The following is a 17,176-nucleotide window of genomic DNA, read 5'->3' on the forward strand; positions in this document are numbered from 1 at the left end:
GTAACTGAGTTAAGTTTATATGGATACATCGTTTAACTCTATACATGACAGAATCAAAATCTGAGGGAGGTGTAGAACAAATTGAACCGACAACAGTCGTGCAGTACGACGACGCCACAACCGGCGACATCGTGCTGATCCAGCAACCCGTGTTTGGCCACGGACTCGTCTGGGACGACTCAAACGGCGAATTAGTGGCCGTAGACGACTCATACACTGTGCTGGACCGCATCCCAGTAGACGTAGACGAATGCGTTGACATGCCCGACTACACGACGGATGTTACTGCGCTATGGATGCCAGACATCCACGTCACGAGCGTTCGCAACGGGTCTGTGACCATCATGGACGACAGCGGTCGTGTGGGTCGTATCGTGCCAGCAGGCGACTAAGTCGGTCTCACGTCCTCTATCAAATCTATCTAGCTCGGGCCGCGAGGCCCACAGAAAAATATGACAGAAGAAGAAAATCTGCAAAGAATCGAGAACGTGGTCGCAGGCGAAATCCGCCCCGGCCATCTGCGATGCACAGTTTGCGGCGGCGACGTGACGCGGGACACCGCGTACGCACACCGGATCGAACAGAGGGTGAACGTCCACTACCGATGTCAGGGCGACTGCTCCGTGTCGGGTCACATCCAGCGTATCACTCGCTCTGAGGGTGGCGTCGAACACGAGTTCAACAATCTCCAGCAACTCGGCGACAGTCACCTCACGTACGCACAGAAGCACGAACGAGCGGCGTTCCAGACCGGTAACGAACTTCGGGGGGACGGCGGCGTGGCCACCGAGCAACCCGTCGAAGACTCGGAACCAGAGCAGTACAACGAGTACGTGAGCGACCGCACAGAGGACCTTCGACCCGGCGACAGGGTGGTCATCAGCACGTACCGTGACGACCACTTGAACGTGGTCCCAGCCGACGTAATCGCGGCAAGTCACCGTTGTATCAAACTCGACGTTCCGGCTGACGCACCACTCGACAAGTGGGTGTTTCGAGAGGAGGATTCTGAGTACCTGTTGGCCATCGTCGGCCCTGACGTTCAGGCCGTCGACGTGTACCGGCCAACAACGACCACGGAGGTGGGTGGTCGTGAATGAGTTGCGCGTACTGCGGCGGTGTCCTTGAACAGACGGCGTTCAAGGCCGTATCTGACCGGGAGTGCATCGATACATTCGAATGCATCTCTTGTGGCCGACTGGGAACGCTACACGTCCGGCCCGGAGACCTCCCAGACCGCGAAACCGGGGTCTGCGCAGGTGATGGCCGATGACCTGTCCAGACTGTCCTGAGTCGACCGGAACCTACGCGGTTGAAGAGACCTACCACGGCATCGACACGACCACTATCAACGTGACTGTCTACTGCCGGGGTTGCGACGCTGAACTGCACACTGAGACCGAGACACGACGCGCAAAACACCGACTATACTAACAATGCACTACGAACCAAAATTCGAGACCGAAGTAACAGACGAAGAGCACGACAAAGTAACCGAAACCATCCAATCCCTTGACCTCCCCGACGAGATTCGCGGAGTCCAGCACACCACGGCGATGCTGGACTTGATTGACTTCCTTCGGGATTTCGACGCTGATACCCTACCAGACACAGACCGGTGCCCGGAGTGCGGGTCACCAGTCGTGATTGGATTGACTGGCACAGACCGGATTGATACGGACATCATGACCCTCACATGGAGGATTGGGTGTACGGATTGTATGACCGAGATCGATGATATCGAGACATGTATCTGGCAGCCTCGTGGTGGGCCAGTGTTTGACCCGGGATACCTCTAATCGGGACACCGGGGTTCCAGTTTTTTCTTTTTAGCTTACTGAGGAGTCTTCTTCTGCTGATTCTTTCTGCTGTATTCTCTGCTGTTATGATGTAACCGCTATACGGGGCTGAATCTATAGTATAGACGTGACAGTTCGTCCCGGTAACTGCACGGTTGTGTGTTCCGGGGTTTGTTCCGGAGCAGGTGCTTTAAGACTCGGTTCTTACTCGTGATTGATGACTGATACAAGAGAATGGAACGGGGTTGAACTCCGTCCGCATGAGTGTGAACTTCTGACTGTATTGATAGAAGAGAACCCGCAATTTCACAACGCTTCCCGTGGCATGACGAGCACGGAAGTAATGGAATACTTGACGGTGATTCAGCATCGAAGCCAACTATCCAGAAGCCGGAAACGACTGAAGGAAGCCGGATTAATCGAAGTCGGCCAACAGCAGAATGATGGCCCACTCCAACCAGTCAAGATTATGGCGGCCACCGACGACGCAGAAGAGCATCTGGACTATCTCCGCTGGGAGTCGGAGGACACATTAGAGGATCGGGTTGAACGCTTGGAACGCATCGTAGAGTCAGAACTTCTGAACGAGTAGACCACAATCGGGGGAATGACCCCCGGAAAGAGACCGCAACCAACGACCAAAACATGATGGACGGCTTCTATTGGGGCCGCTTGCTTGGTGGCGGCTTCCAGCTATACACTCGGGTCAGCTCCAGTACCGTTCGAGTGCGGTCGGGGCATGATGCACTCTTAGGTAGGGATGTTTCCCGTAAGTGGATATGTCCGGGGCTGCTCAGGCTGCTCTCAAACACCGAGTGTGAAGGACTATAACCCATTAGGAGCGATTCAATCATAACATGGTCAACCCGGTCCTCAAGTGGGCAGGAGGCAAGCGTCAATTACTCGATGAACTCTACTCACGCTTCCCGACCGAGTATCAACACTACCACGAACCCTTCTTTGGTGGCGGGGCGGTGTTCTTCGACCTTGAACCGGTAGACGGCACTATCAACGACACAAACCCCCGACTAGTCAATTTTTACGAGCAGGTTCGAGACCACCCGGAAGACCTAATCGACTTACTGCGGGCGTTTGAGGACCCGGAATCCGACCCCGACTCCGGAAAGGACCACGCCGACGAGAAGAATTACTACTACCAACACCGGGAGTTGTTCAACCGTCGCCCGAGAGACCGTGAGCACGGTGAACTGGAAGAAGCGGCGCTCCTCCTCTATCTTAACCGGACGTGCTTCAACGGCCTCTACCGGGAGAACAGTAGCGGCGAGTTCAACGTTCCCATCGGACGGTACGCGGACCCGGATTGGGTCAGGAGTGAGCAGATACGGGCGGCCAGCACGGTCCTCAATGACACTGAAATACACAACGACGATTTTGAGTACGTTCTGAACGCCGCAGAGGAACGCGACCTCGTGTATTTTGACCCGCCGTACCAGCCGATGAGTCCGACCGCTAACTTTGCTGAGTATTCCGCAGATGGGTTCGGAAAAGAGGACCAAGAACGACTACTGGACACGGCTAAAGAATTGGATGAGATGGGTGTCTACGTCGTTCTGAGCAACAGCGGTGTCATGTACGATTTCTACGACGGGGAGGGGTTCGACGTGGCTGTTGAGGGCGCGACACGCTCGATTAACAGCGATGCAGACAACAGGGACGAAGTGGACGAAATCATCGTCACGAACGTCCCAGAAGAGAAGCGAGATTCCTCGGGCCAGATGAAGCTCGGCAACTACTGACTGTTAGCTGTTTTCCGGAACTCAATAATTTCACCGTCCGGTTCGTACTCCATCACGCCTGCTTCCGGGATCGAGTCACCCTTCTCTATCCCGCTGAAGTTCTCCCGCACCCATTCCTGAAGTGGCGCGTCGAACGGTTTAGGTAAGTCTGCACGGTGCTCGCTGGCCACCCCGAACACTTCAGGTTCATCACTATGACCAACGTCGCAGTACACCTCGATATTGACCGTGCGACTCATCGTACCCTATACCTCGCCCGTGTGAAAGAATCTCAGCACATCATCCATCCACTCGTCGTCCATCATGTGGAGATTGTAGATGTCGGTCAGATCGTCGTAGCTCTGTCGCAAAACGTTCGACAGCGGCCCGTCCCATGCTTGTCCATCCGTCACCCATGTAAAGGCGACACCATCGTTGTACATCCTCCCACCTACGTGGTTGTAGGACCGACGGATTTCAGACGGTTTCGACCCCCTGCTCTTGTATGCGTTCGCTTCCACAGTCAGGCGAAGCTCGCCGTCCTCGAACAGTGCATAGTCTACCTTCTTTTCCTGTCCGGTGTCGTCTTTGTACGCGGTCACGTACTCCTTCTTATACGAGACATCGAACCCGTCGTCCTCAAGTTCACCGACTACAGTATTCAGACGTTCTTCGACTAGTGCCTCAAATCCGGTTCCTTGTCGGTTCTTGCGTTTGTTCGGTTCCAATCCTACCAGTAGCCCACGATAGTGTGATTCGATCCTGTCAGTGTCGTCAACGATCTGCTGAAGGTCGATGTCGCAGAGTAGTTCGGCGAGTTCTGCCGCAGCGTCACGGTTCCCGGAGTCAATATCCTTCTTGTACGAGTGGAACTTCCACGTCCCTTCTGCCGAAGAGTACCGTATCCCGGTCTCACCAACGAGTTCAAACAGGAAGTCAATCCACTCACGGGTCTCGTTCGTATCCATGAGTGTGCCCGTAATCTCGGTCTCGAATTCAGCACGTGACAACCCGCTCCATGATTGAACCGACCGAATGCGGTTCCGGTTAGCGTCCAGTTTGTCTTCGATACGCTCGTAGTCAATGAACATCTCGTTGGGTATCGCAGAAGGGATGACAGTAGACTGGAACTCCTCCACGAAGTCGTCCGTTGGTGGACGACGTTGACGGATAGGCATGTGTCACTCTTCGACGAAATACGTATAATTGCACTGGTTCCATCGTGAACTATGACCAGTTTCGACACCGGCGACTGCATTAGGATCGACATCCCAGACGAAACGGACCCGGATCACCACCTACACGGCCAACACGGTGTCATCCAGTCGGTCTTTGAGGATGATGCAGGGCAAGCGACGGGCCGTGACGTGGACTCGACACTCTACACGGTTGAGCTTGACAATGGTGAGGAAGTCGATGTCAGAGGCCGTGATGTTCGGCCACCTATAGAGGACTAGTACCCACACCCCCACACCCCCCTTCCAATCGCGGCTGAGCGCCCGCACGTGCGTACGCGACCCCCTACTCACCGCCGTCAGGATCGTGCTGGTCACGATGATACTGACAATACCCATTCGGGCCGAGCCGTGACGGGTCCGTGATACCGCACCTGTTCCCGTTCTCCTTCTCACCCTGACATCGGTCGTGGATTGGTGAAGAATCGTTCTCAGAGCCGTCTGCGTCCTCTTGGAACGCCTCCCAGCCGTCAATGAGTTGGCCGCGTTGAATCTGCTTCGCGGGGTCGTCAAGGTCCCAGACAAAGTTAGCGAAGTAGTCGGTGTCAGCCCGCCATCGACGCGGCGACTGCGGGATGTCCTTCAACACGAACCACTTGTTGTCGTCCTCGTACTGCTCCCACGCGCTGTTTCGTTCGTCTGACCGGTACACGATGGCCCGCTTCTTTTTCGACCCTTTCCCCGCTTTCTTCACTACCAACTGCACGTTCTCACGCACAATCGGGTGAACGTCGGCGTGACCACGGTGGCCAATCCAGATCGTCCGAGTGCTTCCGTCCGGGTTCTTCCTGAAGGCGTTGATTGTCTTCTGCAGGGCCTGTTCTACGTCGATGGCCCCGCTTCCGGCGTAGCCGGTCCCCTTCGTCGAGAACTCGTCTACAACAGCCACGCGGTCACCGGGCTGTTTGGCGAATTCAAGCAGGCTGGAGAGTGTTTCGCCGAACTCGCTGTCGGAGTGGTTCACTGGGACGTTCTGCCAGACATCAAGGCCATTCCCGTACAATTCGCTGATAACGCGCTCCACGAAATCGGTCTTCCCACTCCCCTTCGCCCCGATGACCAGCATCGAGTGCGCAGGCTGCATCATCTCGCTCATGAGCGCATCCATACCGTACGTCTCGACGCTGCTGGACGGAGCGCCCTTCCGGTACGAAATCCGGCTCAGGTTGCCCTCCTCCACGTCACGAGCCATGGCCATCCCGGAGCCGTGACTCTTGATGAGACGGTAGAGTGGTGTTTCTTCGAAGTCACGGTAGTCGTCCGCAATCCCTTCATCGTAAGCAGTGATGATTTTCGCAACGGCTGACCGGGCAACTGGATCGTCTATCTCTCCGAGAATTGGGTGCGGGGCCGCCTCGTTGTTCTCACGGTCGCGCTCCAGCTTTTCGCGTAGGAACGCTTCATTTAGCCCGTCGCTATTGTCACTCATCGGAATCACCCGCGTTGTCTGCGGATTCTTCGGCGTCACCCCCACGGTTGCCTCGCGTAAGTTCGCCCGCGTAATCGTCAAGGTCGCCGTCGAGATCGGTTTCACGAGCGAACTGGTCTTCCAGTTCGTCCTCCTTGGATTCGTAGGAGTCAATCATATCGTCGAGGATGGCTTCGACGGAATCACCGGACACCGCACGATTCAGTCCAATAGCGATGTTCTTGGCTTCGTCGAGTGCTGTCCGTGCTCTGACGAACGGGAAGGCAGACCGCAACTGCTTGCCGTTCTTCGCCTCCGTGAGCATATCCTTGATCACCATCGCGGCCTTCTTCCGGTCGGCCAGAATCTGGTCGATGCCGATGAGTTGGCCGTTGATGTACTCGACTTGCTCACGTTCGATTCCCTCGATGTCTTCGACAGTCTCGACCTGCCAGTCGAACGCCGCTTCGACACGTTGTTCACCACGGTTGATAGACTGAACGAGATACGCCGTGTCGCCTGTTTCCGTGTCCCGAGTGGGTGGGTAGCGGTCGTACTGGTAGTCCTCGGAGAACGTCCCCTTGCGTGCCCAATACCCGGCCACCTTCCTGCCGGTCTCGTCCAGCACTTGGATTTTTTCGAGTGAAGGGTTGTACGCCGCTCGAAGAATCGGCTTCAGCAGCGCCGGACCGAAGAAGATCATGGCGAACAGGATAGACCCAATCACGAGTTTCGCTTGGTCGCCAATATCGGGCAACGGCAACGCAATCAACCCAACCATGTCCACGAGGTACAGGATGGCCCCAAGTTTGACCGCGTTCACGACGACACTACGGATGTTTGCGTACCTTTGGAACAAGCCCCTCAGACCGTCGTCGTACTCCTCCGGTTCTTTCTGACTGTCGGTGAACCGGTTTAGCAGGCTCTCGCGCTCAACTTGACCGGCAATAAGAGCGGCTGCCGGTCGGAATCGCTGGAAAATCTGCTCCCGACCGAGGAACCATTGTAGCGCGAACAACGCCATCCCAGCCGACCCGCTGACGAGCACAATCCACAGGTACTCGGAACGCATATCGCTCAGGAACGGTGGCTCGATCTCTCGAAGGACGACACCAGTATCCCCCGAAGCGAGAGTGATGAGTTGGATGCCTTCGAACTCACCTGCCGGGAGTCGAATCGTGTGCGTACCCGGCTCCAGTTCAACGGATTGAGCCGTGTAACGGCCTGTTGACGCCATGCTGCCGAAGTCAACGTACTGGACGCTCTCCGTGGTCCCACCGCTGACACGGATGATGCCCGTCCACGCATTGTCGCTCTCGTCGAAACTCCACGCAACAACCTCCACGTCGGATGTGATGCGTGTACCTTCGCGGTCGAGATCGCTGGCCGTGATGTTACTCCCATCAATCAATCCGTAGGCGTTCTGAGAGTTCTGTGAGGCGTTCTGCAACTCGTTCTCTGCCTCTGTGATGAGTGATGGATGAAGGCCCTCACCGGGCTTCTCGCCGGTCTCATACCAGTCTATCCACGCTTCAACGTACCGTTGCTCCACGTCGCTAAACTGGTCTTGGTTGTCGAGATACCACGTCTCCATTGAGTCCACGTCAATCGTGCTATGGCGGCTGATTTGATCGTCCACAATCGACAGGATACGGGCCTTCGACCAGTTACTGGGATCGTTGGTAGTGTTCGAGTCGTCTGAATTGGCCGAGTCACCCCCTTCTGATGTAGGCGTTGAGGTTGGTGTCTCGGTCGTGTTTCCGTCCGGGGACTCCTGTTGCTGGTAGTAATGGTCCCCCGGGTCGGTCGTCACCGATGCCGCGACGACGCCAACACCAGCCGTCGATGTCAGGACACTCACCACGAGTAAGACAGCAACGAAAGCGCCGTAGGTAGTTGAAATACTATTCATCATGTTCACCGTAAATGTAGAAGCAGTACCCGCACGAGTCGCAGACCACCCGCCGAGTCCCTGTCGGGACGTACGGCAGGCAATGGTCGCAATCCGGGCATTCGGTTAGCTGCTGTGCTATTCGTTCTGGTCGCATACCGCAAGCCGCCGCCGGGAATCGAACCCGGCCAAACCCGTCCAAGGGGCGGTTCAGCGGCGTGACGTGCCGCTACACGTGATTGGTTAGTCGAGGAACCGGCGACTAGCAACGACACCGCCACCCCCACCGCCAAGCAGGAGCACCGCTGCCCCTGCAAGCGCGAGAATAATGACGATACTACCGTTGCCACCAAGGTCGAAGCCACCGAAGCCGGGGATAATGCCCGAACCCTGACGCTGCTCCTGCAACTGATCAATCCGCTCGTTCAGGCGGTCCATTTCAGCCTTCAGGTCGCTCGTATCGCTGGTGTTGACCTGAACGGACTCGTGTCCGACGGACTGCACTTCGGTTCCGTCGGTCTGCTGGAGCGTGCTGATGGTGAATTCACCGTCGATACGGTGGAGTTCACCCGTGTCGGTTACGAAGTACGTCAGTCCGCTAGAGCCGTTGTACGTCTCACCGGACTGCCACGTGGCGTTACCGGAACCGTCCGTGGTGTTCGGCGTCCACGACGTGTACAACTGCCCTTGAGCGGTCTGCGTGTTGTTGTTGGAATCAGTCCACTCGATTACGACGGTCGTGTCAGCACCGGGACCGTCCATATTGATTCCGAGGACACGATTATAGTAGTCCTGCGGGTCAGAAGTGGTGTTCTCAACGGATACGGGGTCGTACCCGCTCACGAGGTCACTCGCGTTGTACGAGTTGCTGCTGAGTGCAACATCGAGGTCAGCGAGGTAGCCACTCGAAGCGTTTCCGAGCGTGTTCTGGACCTCATCACGCTGCGTGCTGATGGACTGGTAGGTGACCCCATAATCGTAGTAGTCCAATGCCTCCACATAGGAACCGGCATCGGGGTCATTGACTTCGATTACGTACTGGTCAGCGTTCCCATCAACGTTGTTCTCGAAGTCGGCAGGATTATGGACATTTTCCCACGAGCCATCATAACTGCTGTATGACGCGATGGTACGGAAAGTGTGAGTTGAGCCGTTTGCAAGCGTTGTCTGGATGGCGACTGACCCGTTTTGTTCGACGATACTCTCATCTCCCTCAGAGTCAGTCTCGATGAACGCGGTAGAGCCCAACTGGCTGTAATTAGTCGTTATTTGGCCAGTCGGATAGTCACTATCACCCCCAAACGCATACGTTGGATGCTGCGCAATCCGCACGTCGCCCTCGTACCCGAGGTTTGTGACCTCCTCATCCATCGCGGCGACACCCCCTCCAGAGACGATCTGCGTCTCGTACTTCGTGAGGAGTTGTTTCTGCTGCGCCGCGTACATGTCGTCTACACGGTTCTTAGCGGCTGTAACTGCCTCAGAGTGAGTACTGCCGTTGGCACGCTCTTGGAGGTACGTGAGACGGGCTTCACGCATCGCGTTCGCTCGTGAGAGTTCGAGTGCGTTCTGCGAGTCTGTGATGTAGTTCTCCTGCGCCTGCTGCATCGAGTAGGCGTCCTGCGCTATCAAGCGCCGGAACTCGGAGTCACTGTACGCGGACGAATTCCGCTCTTCGCTGCCGAGTATGTAGCCACCGACAGCGGCGCCGCCGACGGCAGCACCCACGACACCGATAGCGACGGCGGTCGTGACCGCGATTGCGTCGGCTTCACCGACCGGAGACGCCTGTTCAATCGGGTCATTCTGATACCCGACGAACGGCACGCCGACGGTCGTCACAACCAGAATCGCCATCACGACGCTGAGGGCTTTCAATAATGTGTTTCGATTCATATTCAATCACCTGAGTTACTCTTCGTCACCGTAGTTCGCTACCACACCGTAGGCAAGCGCCGCATCCACGAGAGACACGGCTGTCTGCCAGTCAGCCCCGGTGACAAATGCACTCACTTCGCCGATGAACGGCGTTGTGAACATCAGAATGGCTCCAGACGCGAGGAAAAACTGTTCTACCGTCGGAAGCCGCTTGAAGTCACTCAGGGTAAACCCGGTCGTGATGAGGTTATAGCCGAATACGCCCCCACCGAGGAGGAAGGCGAGTGTGACATTGCCACCAAGGAAGGTGAACATCACCTCACTCATCGACAGATCGGTGAAGAGGGAGAGGCTAATTGTTGCTGCACCGAACTGAGCGAGCGCCGAAATCGTGAAAACGACGGACAGCGCCGCCTCGTCCAGCGAAACGTTTCGAAGGTCGAGGTCTAGGATGTTATCTAGTACCATCAGTTAGAAGTAAATATTGCCGCCTTTTACGTGCTGCCCGCGACTGTGCCCCTCGACGAAAACCGAAGCTGCTCGGGCTGCCTCCAGAACCGGCCGTTATAACGGACTACCGACTACGTAGAACCGGGTCGCGTCACCCACCCTCGCGACCCCACCATCGTGAGATTGCTTACCTCACACGCCGCTTCTTTCTCAACCCCTGAAGCCACGGTGTCCGATGCCACGGCAACGCAAGCTCACGTTCACCATCGCCGCGCTCTGTCCACTCGTACAACGCTGTCGCAATCTGGTGGAGTTCATCGACCGCCACAACCGCATCGTCAACGACCTCGTAGTCGTCCACGTCCGGTCGCAGAACGACCAACCCATACCGCCGCTCCCCATACTCCTGCTCGTTTTGAAGCCAGAGATTAGCGTAGTGCTGGGACTCCCGAAACCTAAATCGGCCATGCCTCGCGGTGCAACCCTTCACTTCCTCAGTCGTCCACCCGTCAGCCAAATCGTTCAACGGCGACCGAACCACTTCGGTAGGGTACTCTGCTTTGATGGCCATCCAGCGTTCGCAAAGCGAGTCGATCTTTTGAGCCGGTTCACACCCCGGTCTCAATTCGATCCGGCCTTCAGGAATTCTGTACCGGTAGCGGTCTTCGACATTCATCTCACACAATAATCATTGAGACATCACTTATTCGTTCCCCACCTATTCCGCCCGAGGAAGCCGTATAACGGATTAGAGGCCCTAATAATACTTCTGCGTTAGTCCTTATTATCGTGAAACTGTAACACATTATGCTTCAAAATGAGTGGAATAGAACAGGAGCAGAACGAGTCGAACCGAGAGGAGAACCAACCACGCTACACCCGCGACGAATACAACGAGTGGAAGCCGAACGCGGACATGCCCGAGTACGAGGTGGCCATCCAAGAAGCGATCCGTCGCATCAAGGACGAAGACGCGCTCGTGCGCGACGAACTAAGCATCGGTGTGCGCGTACACCTCAAGCCGATAGACAACCCGGACATCACCGTCAGCCTCGTTGACGTAGCAACCGCGAAACTCGCCGGGAAAGCCGTCGACCGCGACGATGAAACAATCAGCGAAGAAGAGGTGGTGAAGCGGCTGGAGGCACTACTCGAACACGAACGGAATCAGTAGCGAAAGGACACCGAGTTCTCGGGCGCGACTTCGACAGTCACCCTAACCCCAGATTTTTGTGGTTCAGTCGCGATGGTTCTGGGAGACCGCATGACAGCGTCGTGGCCGACCCGCCAGAAGTCGTGTTCAGCCATCCGGCTCCTGACACGATTTATAAGCATCCCCTCGCCCGCAAGGGGTTCTGGAGTATGCTTTGCTGAGACGGGCGTGGCGGGATTCGAACCCGCGTTCTAGGGGTTAGGAACCCCTCGCCCTGGTCCACTAGGCCACACGCCCTACCGAGTGGTTGATTGACCGGCGAAAAATCCTTTCGTTATCACTAGCGCCGGCTGAAAACGGAGAAGTGGTCGAGATTACGTCTCGGTTTCCGTCGCCGTCTCGGTCGACTCGGTCGAGTCCACAGTGGACGCGTCGGTCCCTTCTGCAGCGCCGCTCTCACGCATCTCTTCGAGTTCCTGTTCGACTTCTTCTCGCCCCTTCTGGAACTCGCCCATGGCTTCGCCGGTCGACCGCGCCAGTTTTGGAATCTTGTTCGCCCCGAACAGCAGGACGGCGATGAGGAGGATGACCATCATCTCCGTCGTCCCGGGCATTCCCGGGAACAGTACTCCGGATGTCCCTAACATTGTGTCCGAAGGTTACGTGGTTGCTATTATAACCTTTTTGCTCAGGATGGCCTGCTGGGTGATTCACCGCTGTCGGGACTGTGTTGGGGCGCTGTATCGGCCTCTTGGCAACAAAACGAGAACACAACTGAGACAGACTTGAGCAGCCTGTGGCAGTGGCCTCGCCGGGGACTGCCGACGAGGCCCGACGTCAGGGGGTTGTGGATCGGACGGAGCGCCACGAGGCACAAGGTTTCCGACTGTTCCATCTCGATGGGCTGGGAACTCAACAGCGAGACCACACCGTGAGCAGCGGACTCCGCCGCCCGGGGATATAACTACTGTCGGGCGCTCAGAGATACCAGATGCCGGCTGATAGCCACACGATGGAAGTCAGGAGCGGACAGGAGGTAACGATTCGACCGATCAAACCCGTCGGGGAGGACGCCGTTCGGGTCGACATTGAGGCCGATGGGGTGTGGCGGCTCGATATCACGCGCGAGGGCGAGATTGCGGATGTCGTCACGACCCGGGACGCAGACGGGACACTCGCGGACCGCGAGCTCCCGGAGTGGATCGACGAGGTCACGGCGAAGTTCGCACAGTTCTGACAGCCGCTGTACTCGCCCGGGTCGGAAAGGGTTTTACCTGCCACGACCCAGGTCGCCACTATGGTATCAGTCGGCGACGCTGCGCCCGATTTCACGGCACCGATAGCAAATGGCGATATCGACGAGATAACACTGTCCGAGGCGGTCGCGGACGGCCCTGTCGTCCTCGCGTTCTTCCCGGGGGCGTTCACCAGCGTCTGCAGCCACGAAATGAACACGTTCCAGGACCGACTGGATGAACTCACCGATGCGGGAGCGACGCTGTACGGCGTCAGCATCGACACGCCGTTCTCACAGAACGCGTTCCGTGACGAACTGGGACTCGAATTCGACCTCGTGAGTGACTCCGGGCGGGAGATAGTCGACGCCTACGACATCTCGATGGACTTCGAGGCACTCGGCGTTCCGAACGTCGCCAAGCGGGCTGTCTTCGTTATCGACGAGAACCAGGAAGTCACGTACGCCTGGGTCAGCGACGACCCTGGTGTCGAACCGGACTACGACGAAGTTATCGACGCCGCCACCTGAGCGGTGGGGGATTTTTCGCGGTGGGCCGTCTGGGTAGTCGTATGAGCGTCGACAGAGACGATACCGGCGGCCGTATCTACGACCCCGAAGCGGACCATGCGTTCCCGGACGGACGACTGAACGCGGTTCTCGACACGATCACGACTGACGAGGAGATTCAAGCGTATCTCGAGGCCCAGAACATCAATCCCGTCGCGCGCAAGCGGTACAACGACCACGGCGCGAAACACATCGGCATTGTCCGAAATCGAGCGCTGTGCCTGTACGACCTCCTCAAGCAGGGGGGCGTCGAGTTCAACGGCGCGGCGGACCACGGCCTCGACGAGGCAGACGAGGCCGTCATCATCGCATTCGCAACGACGCTGCATGACATCGGACACGTCGTCCACCGCGACTCACATCCGTATTATTCGATTCCGCTTGCGGCCGACATCCTTGATGACATCCTCCCGGAGTTCTACGACATCCGTCAGGCGGTACAAATAAAAGGTGAGGTCCTCCATGCGATTCTCTGCCACCACACCGAAGAAAACCCGCTGACGCTGGAAGCCGGCGTTGTTCGGGTCGCTGACGCGCTGGACATGGAGCGTGGCCGGTCGCGGATTCCGTACAAGCGCGGCGGCCGCGGCATCGACACCGTCTCCAGCCAGGCCATCGAGACGGTGACGCTGACCACGGGCGATGACTACCCCGTCCTCGTTGAAATCGCGATGAACAACGCGGCCGGCGTCTATCAGGTCGATAATCTGCTGAAAGCCAAACTGAAAGACTCCGGTCTGGAGGAACACGTCCGCATCGTAGCGCTCAACACCCGAGAGGACGGCAACCAGATCGTCGAACGAATCGAGCTCTAATCCGGATCGACACAACGGTTTTGTACCGTGGTTCCCTAGCTATGCCCATGAGTCTCACACCCATGGATGAGCCACGGGGTGCCCGGGGCAACACGGATGACGGCGACGTGCCGTCGCCCTCGCTTCTGGACCGGGTCAGGTACCGCGTGCGCTCAGCCATTGAGACCATTTCAGTTGGGGAGCGATGCTCTGCATGGCTTGATAGACGTGGTCGAGACAAACCACAGTCACAGATTCACACCGATGGGTTCGCTGACGATGTCGTTGCGCCGCCGGAGTGCCCGTCGATCAGCGACCTGCCGACGCGGTCACGACCATTTACATACCCGACGCGGAATCACACGGAGAGCAACACTGTCGACCTGATCGCAGTTGAGGGCGGAGACCAGCTCACGATGACGCACCCAGACAACTCGGACGCGAAAATAACATCTGATATGTGGATGGACGTCGAGCAGTAACCGCAGAACACCACCTCCTTTTTAATCCGGCATTGCCACTCCCCGCTCACTGGAATGGTTTCAGATCGCTTCGGATAGTGAAGCTGTAACCCGTTCTTTGCCTGTGTAGAACTCGTTATTGTGTACTGTTATTATGTGTGACTAATTGTGGATATATAACGCTGAGCGCGCGGTTATTATCGATTTTGATGCCTCGGGCGAGAACCTTTTTTAAACCCAATGGCTTGACCGGGTATGGCTGGCATTGGCCCATTCGGAACACTGGAAGTTGTAGGTCTGCTCGTTGCAGTAATCGGCTTAGTACCCGTTCTCTCACAATACCGGGAGGAAACTCGGTGGTTCACTGCCGGGTATGTCCTCCTTGTGGTTGGCATGGTCGCAACGAATCTTGAAGCGGTCGTTCTCGGTGACGTCCTAAATTTCGTTGAGCACGGCGTCGGAATCGGTGTTGCCGGACTTACCTTCTTCCTGGCCGCCTATCTTCGTCGGGAAAACCGGATCAAGACTGAGGGATAACGATGGTCGGAATTGCACCTATCTTTGATGGGCTGGGCGCGCTGGGGTTTATTGCTGCGACGGCGCTCGGCTGGCTCAATTATCGAGACACGGAGGCTGAATCGGCCTTCTGGCTGACGTTCAGCTTCGCATCTACGCTTGGTGCTGTCTGGACATTCAGCCTTATGCTGGAGAAGGCCGGCATCTACGAGGAGGTGTTCAATCTGGCAACGGGGCCGTTGATGACAGCAACAGTTGCTGTCTTCGCAATCGGGGGCACAGCGACTCTCTCGCTGGTCACAGAGATGCAGGAACTGGTCGACGAGGCAGAGACGAAACGACAGGAAGCAGAGAAAGCGAAACAGAAAGCGGAGGAACAGCGCAAGCAGGCGAAAGACGCACAGCGCGAATCTGAGGAGGCGCGCGCAGAAATTGAGGAACGCGAGGCGGAGCTCGAGCAGCTGACCACGGAGCTTGAATCAACTGCCACGTCATACGGTCAGGCGATGGAACGAGCAGCCGCCGGGGACCTTACTGTCCGGGTAGATGCGGACAGCCAGAACGATGCGATGGCAAGAATCGGGTCGGGGTTTAATTCGATGATGGACGAACTCCAGACCGTTATCGCCGAGATTCAATCGTTTGCACAGCAGGTTGATACGGAAAGCACAGAAGTCACGGGCGGTGCCTCGGATATCCGGTCCGCCAGCGCAGAAGTCGCGGAGAGCACTGAAGAGATTTCGGCCGGAACAGAAACACAGAGCGAGAAAATCAACGAAGCGAGCAGCGAGATGAGCGACTTATCGGCGACGATTGAAGAGATCGCCTCCTCATCAGAAGAAGTCGCTACCCAGTCACAGCAGGCCGCAGAACTGGGTCAGGAAGGCGAAAAAGCGGCCGAAACAGCCGTCGACAAGATGGCTACGCTTGAAGCCCGGACTGACGAAACTGTCTCAGAGGTGGCAAACCTCCAGAACGCTGTCGAGCGAATCGAAGAGGTCGTGAACCTGATAAACGACATCGCGGAACAGACGAACATGCTCGCCCTCAATGCGTCAATTGAGGCTGCGCGTGCCGGCGAAGCGGGTGAAGGATTTGCTGTTGTCGCATCCGAAATCAAATCGCTTGCCGGTGAGACCGCCGACGCAACTCAGGAAGTCGAAACGCTCATTGAGGGCATCGAGAACTCGACCGAAAGTGTCGCCGACGATATCTATGACACGCAGTCAGAGGTCGAGGAAACGCGTGAGACAATCGACGAGACAGCCACCGTACTGAACCGGATTGTCACCGAGGTCGAGGAGGCCAGCAGCGCGATCCAGTCGATCAGTCAGGCCACCGACCAGCAGGCTGATTCCGGACAGAAGGTCGTCACGATGCTGGACGAGGTAACATCGATCAGCGACCGGACGGCCGACCAAGCACAGGAAGTCTCGGCGGCGACGGAGGAGCAGACCGCGACGATTCAGGAGATCGCGACCAGCGCTGAGTCGCTGTCGGACAGTGCAGATCGACTCCTCTCTCTCGTCGCCCAATTTGACGTTCAGGAGCAACAGGCCCGGCCGGGGACTGTGAGTGCGGAGGTGACGACGGACTAACTGAGCGCCGACGGCTACAGATCGTACCGCGCGATAGCACTGGAGTCACAGATCGGGCAGGTCGTCGCGTCCGTTTCGAGGGTCGTTCCACAGCGTCGACACTCCAGATGTGACTGCTGTCGAGCCCCTACGACCCGGCGTAATCGCTCCATCATATTGCCAGACAGGACACCAAGACTCATATCATCAGTCAATCCACGGTGAAAGTGAAAATCGCAAGACATAGGGTCGATTCGGATGGGCGTCAGCCGAGCGTCAGACGCCGCTAACAGACCGTCCAGCCTATACAGCCACCCCTGTTACGCCCGGACCTGCTCCCGATCCTGCTTGCCGGACGCATACAGAAGCGCCAGAACCAGTCCGACTGCAAACAGCCAGACCACCACCAGCAAGAGCACTATCGACTGGACCCCGGTCCCGAGCATGAGCGGTACGCGTCACTGTCGGTACTTA

Annotated in this window: 23 protein-coding genes and 1 tRNA gene; 14 read left to right on the top strand and 10 right to left on the bottom strand. The window is 57.1% G+C overall.

Annotated elements, in window-relative coordinates; translation table 11 throughout:
- The first annotated feature begins 44 nt into the window (after window positions 1-44).
- The 6 genes from DVK01_RS11455 (at window position 45) to DVK01_RS11475 (ending at window position 3,556) form a co-directional block, all read left to right on the top strand.
- Complete coding sequence (locus DVK01_RS11455) at window positions 45-392, top strand: hypothetical protein (protein WP_121536745.1); 348 nt, start codon at window positions 45-47, stop codon at window positions 390-392.
- Window positions 393-452: 60 nt separating this feature from the next.
- Entirely contained in the window at window positions 453-1,100 is a 648-nt protein-coding gene (locus DVK01_RS11460; RefSeq protein WP_121536747.1) for a hypothetical protein, read from the top strand.
- Between the two features lie 169 nt (window positions 1,101-1,269).
- Entirely contained in the window at window positions 1,270-1,434 is a 165-nt protein-coding gene (locus tag DVK01_RS21835) for a hypothetical protein (RefSeq protein WP_158598764.1), read from the top strand.
- Window positions 1,435-1,436: 2 nt separating this feature from the next.
- Window positions 1,437-1,799: a hypothetical protein gene (locus tag DVK01_RS11465; RefSeq protein ID WP_121536749.1), complete on the top strand. Its 363-nt coding sequence runs from the start codon at window positions 1,437-1,439 to the stop codon at window positions 1,797-1,799.
- A gap of 217 nt (window positions 1,800-2,016) precedes the next feature.
- Entirely contained in the window at window positions 2,017-2,391 is a 375-nt protein-coding gene (locus DVK01_RS11470; protein WP_121536751.1) for a hypothetical protein, read from the top strand.
- A gap of 265 nt (window positions 2,392-2,656) precedes the next feature.
- Window positions 2,657-3,556 carry a Dam family site-specific DNA-(adenine-N6)-methyltransferase gene (locus tag DVK01_RS11475; protein ID WP_121536753.1) on the top strand — a complete coding sequence of 300 codons (900 nt, stop codon included), beginning with the start codon at window positions 2,657-2,659 and terminating at the stop codon, window positions 3,554-3,556.
- Here the strand turns inward: DVK01_RS11475 and DVK01_RS11480 are convergent.
- Window positions 3,550-3,795 carry a hypothetical protein gene (locus DVK01_RS11480; RefSeq protein ID WP_121536755.1) on the bottom strand — a complete coding sequence of 82 codons (246 nt, stop codon included), beginning with the start codon at window positions 3,793-3,795 and terminating at the stop codon, window positions 3,550-3,552. The two genes, DVK01_RS11475 and DVK01_RS11480, sit on opposite strands and share 7 nt — an antisense overlap.
- Before the next feature lie 6 nt (window positions 3,796-3,801).
- On the bottom strand, window positions 3,802-4,674 hold the full coding sequence (locus DVK01_RS11485) for a type II restriction endonuclease (RefSeq protein WP_233560775.1): 873 nt from the start codon (window positions 4,672-4,674) through the stop codon (window positions 3,802-3,804).
- A 90-nt stretch (window positions 4,675-4,764) separates the two neighbouring features.
- Between DVK01_RS11485 and DVK01_RS11490 the strand changes: the two genes are divergently transcribed.
- On the top strand, window positions 4,765-4,992 hold the full coding sequence (locus DVK01_RS11490) for a hypothetical protein (RefSeq protein ID WP_121536759.1): 228 nt from the start codon (window positions 4,765-4,767) through the stop codon (window positions 4,990-4,992).
- A gap of 64 nt (window positions 4,993-5,056) precedes the next feature.
- Here DVK01_RS11490 and DVK01_RS11495 read toward each other — a convergent pair whose 3' ends face one another.
- The 5 genes from DVK01_RS11495 to DVK01_RS11515 all read right to left on the bottom strand — a co-directional run bounded on the left by DVK01_RS11495 (window position 5,057) and on the right by DVK01_RS11515 (window position 11,073).
- Window positions 5,057-6,199, bottom strand: a complete 1,143-nt coding sequence (locus DVK01_RS11495; RefSeq protein ID WP_121536761.1) for a hypothetical protein — start codon at window positions 6,197-6,199, stop codon at window positions 5,057-5,059.
- Window positions 6,192-8,090: a hypothetical protein gene (locus DVK01_RS11500; RefSeq protein WP_147435161.1), complete on the bottom strand. Its 1,899-nt coding sequence runs from the start codon at window positions 8,088-8,090 to the stop codon at window positions 6,192-6,194. Before DVK01_RS11500 ends, DVK01_RS11495 begins: the two co-directional genes overlap by 8 nt.
- 222 nt (window positions 8,091-8,312) lie before the next feature.
- On the bottom strand, window positions 8,313-9,965 hold the full coding sequence (locus tag DVK01_RS11505) for a hypothetical protein (RefSeq protein ID WP_147435162.1): 1,653 nt from the start codon (window positions 9,963-9,965) through the stop codon (window positions 8,313-8,315).
- Window positions 9,966-9,980: 15 nt separating this feature from the next.
- On the bottom strand, window positions 9,981-10,415 hold the full coding sequence (locus tag DVK01_RS11510) for a hypothetical protein (RefSeq protein ID WP_121536767.1): 435 nt from the start codon (window positions 10,413-10,415) through the stop codon (window positions 9,981-9,983).
- Between the two features lie 169 nt (window positions 10,416-10,584).
- Window positions 10,585-11,073, bottom strand: coding sequence for a hypothetical protein (locus DVK01_RS11515; protein WP_121536769.1), 489 nt, complete (start codon window positions 11,071-11,073; stop codon window positions 10,585-10,587).
- 141 nt (window positions 11,074-11,214) lie between these two features.
- On the opposite strand from DVK01_RS11515, the gene DVK01_RS11520 reads away from it, so the two are divergent.
- Window positions 11,215-11,571 (top strand): hypothetical protein, encoded by a 357-nt coding sequence (locus DVK01_RS11520; RefSeq protein WP_121536771.1) that lies wholly within the window; start codon window positions 11,215-11,217, stop codon window positions 11,569-11,571.
- Between the two features lie 202 nt (window positions 11,572-11,773).
- Here the strand turns inward: DVK01_RS11520 and DVK01_RS11525 are convergent.
- Both DVK01_RS11525 and DVK01_RS11530 read right to left on the bottom strand, forming a co-directional pair.
- Window positions 11,774-11,847 (bottom strand) — tRNA-Arg (locus DVK01_RS11525).
- A 77-nt stretch (window positions 11,848-11,924) separates the two neighbouring features.
- Window positions 11,925-12,164 carry a twin-arginine translocase TatA/TatE family subunit gene (locus DVK01_RS11530; protein ID WP_121536773.1) on the bottom strand — a complete coding sequence of 80 codons (240 nt, stop codon included), beginning with the start codon at window positions 12,162-12,164 and terminating at the stop codon, window positions 11,925-11,927.
- A 377-nt stretch (window positions 12,165-12,541) separates the two neighbouring features.
- On the opposite strand from DVK01_RS11530, the gene DVK01_RS11535 reads away from it, so the two are divergent.
- From DVK01_RS11535 to DVK01_RS11560, 6 genes are all read left to right on the top strand, one after another.
- Window positions 12,542-12,787, top strand: a complete 246-nt coding sequence (locus DVK01_RS11535) for a hypothetical protein (RefSeq protein ID WP_121536775.1) — start codon at window positions 12,542-12,544, stop codon at window positions 12,785-12,787.
- A 60-nt stretch (window positions 12,788-12,847) separates the two neighbouring features.
- The gene (locus tag DVK01_RS11540; protein ID WP_101349746.1) at window positions 12,848-13,315 is read left to right on the top strand and encodes a peroxiredoxin; all 468 of its coding nucleotides are present in this window, start codon (window positions 12,848-12,850) and stop codon (window positions 13,313-13,315) included.
- Between the two features lie 41 nt (window positions 13,316-13,356).
- Window positions 13,357-14,169: an HD domain-containing protein gene (locus tag DVK01_RS11545; RefSeq protein WP_101349747.1), complete on the top strand. Its 813-nt coding sequence runs from the start codon at window positions 13,357-13,359 to the stop codon at window positions 14,167-14,169.
- A 62-nt stretch (window positions 14,170-14,231) separates the two neighbouring features.
- The gene (locus DVK01_RS11550) at window positions 14,232-14,630 is read left to right on the top strand and encodes a hypothetical protein (protein ID WP_101351414.1); all 399 of its coding nucleotides are present in this window, start codon (window positions 14,232-14,234) and stop codon (window positions 14,628-14,630) included.
- Between the two features lie 234 nt (window positions 14,631-14,864).
- On the top strand, window positions 14,865-15,146 hold the full coding sequence (locus DVK01_RS11555) for a hypothetical protein (RefSeq protein ID WP_101349748.1): 282 nt from the start codon (window positions 14,865-14,867) through the stop codon (window positions 15,144-15,146).
- A gap of 2 nt (window positions 15,147-15,148) precedes the next feature.
- Window positions 15,149-16,723, top strand: coding sequence for a methyl-accepting chemotaxis protein (locus DVK01_RS11560; RefSeq protein WP_121536777.1), 1,575 nt, complete (start codon window positions 15,149-15,151; stop codon window positions 16,721-16,723).
- Between the two features lie 299 nt (window positions 16,724-17,022).
- On the opposite strand, the gene DVK01_RS22845 is transcribed toward DVK01_RS11560, so the two are convergent.
- A complete protein-coding gene (locus DVK01_RS22845) occupies window positions 17,023-17,148 on the bottom strand; it encodes a hypothetical protein (RefSeq protein WP_255410216.1) in 126 nt (41 codons plus the stop codon).
- Between the last annotated feature and the right edge of the window lie 28 nt (window positions 17,149-17,176).

The organism is Haloarcula sp. Atlit-120R (assembly GCF_003665885.1).
GTDB lineage: Archaea > Halobacteriota > Halobacteria > Halobacteriales > Haloarculaceae > Haloarcula > Haloarcula taiwanensis.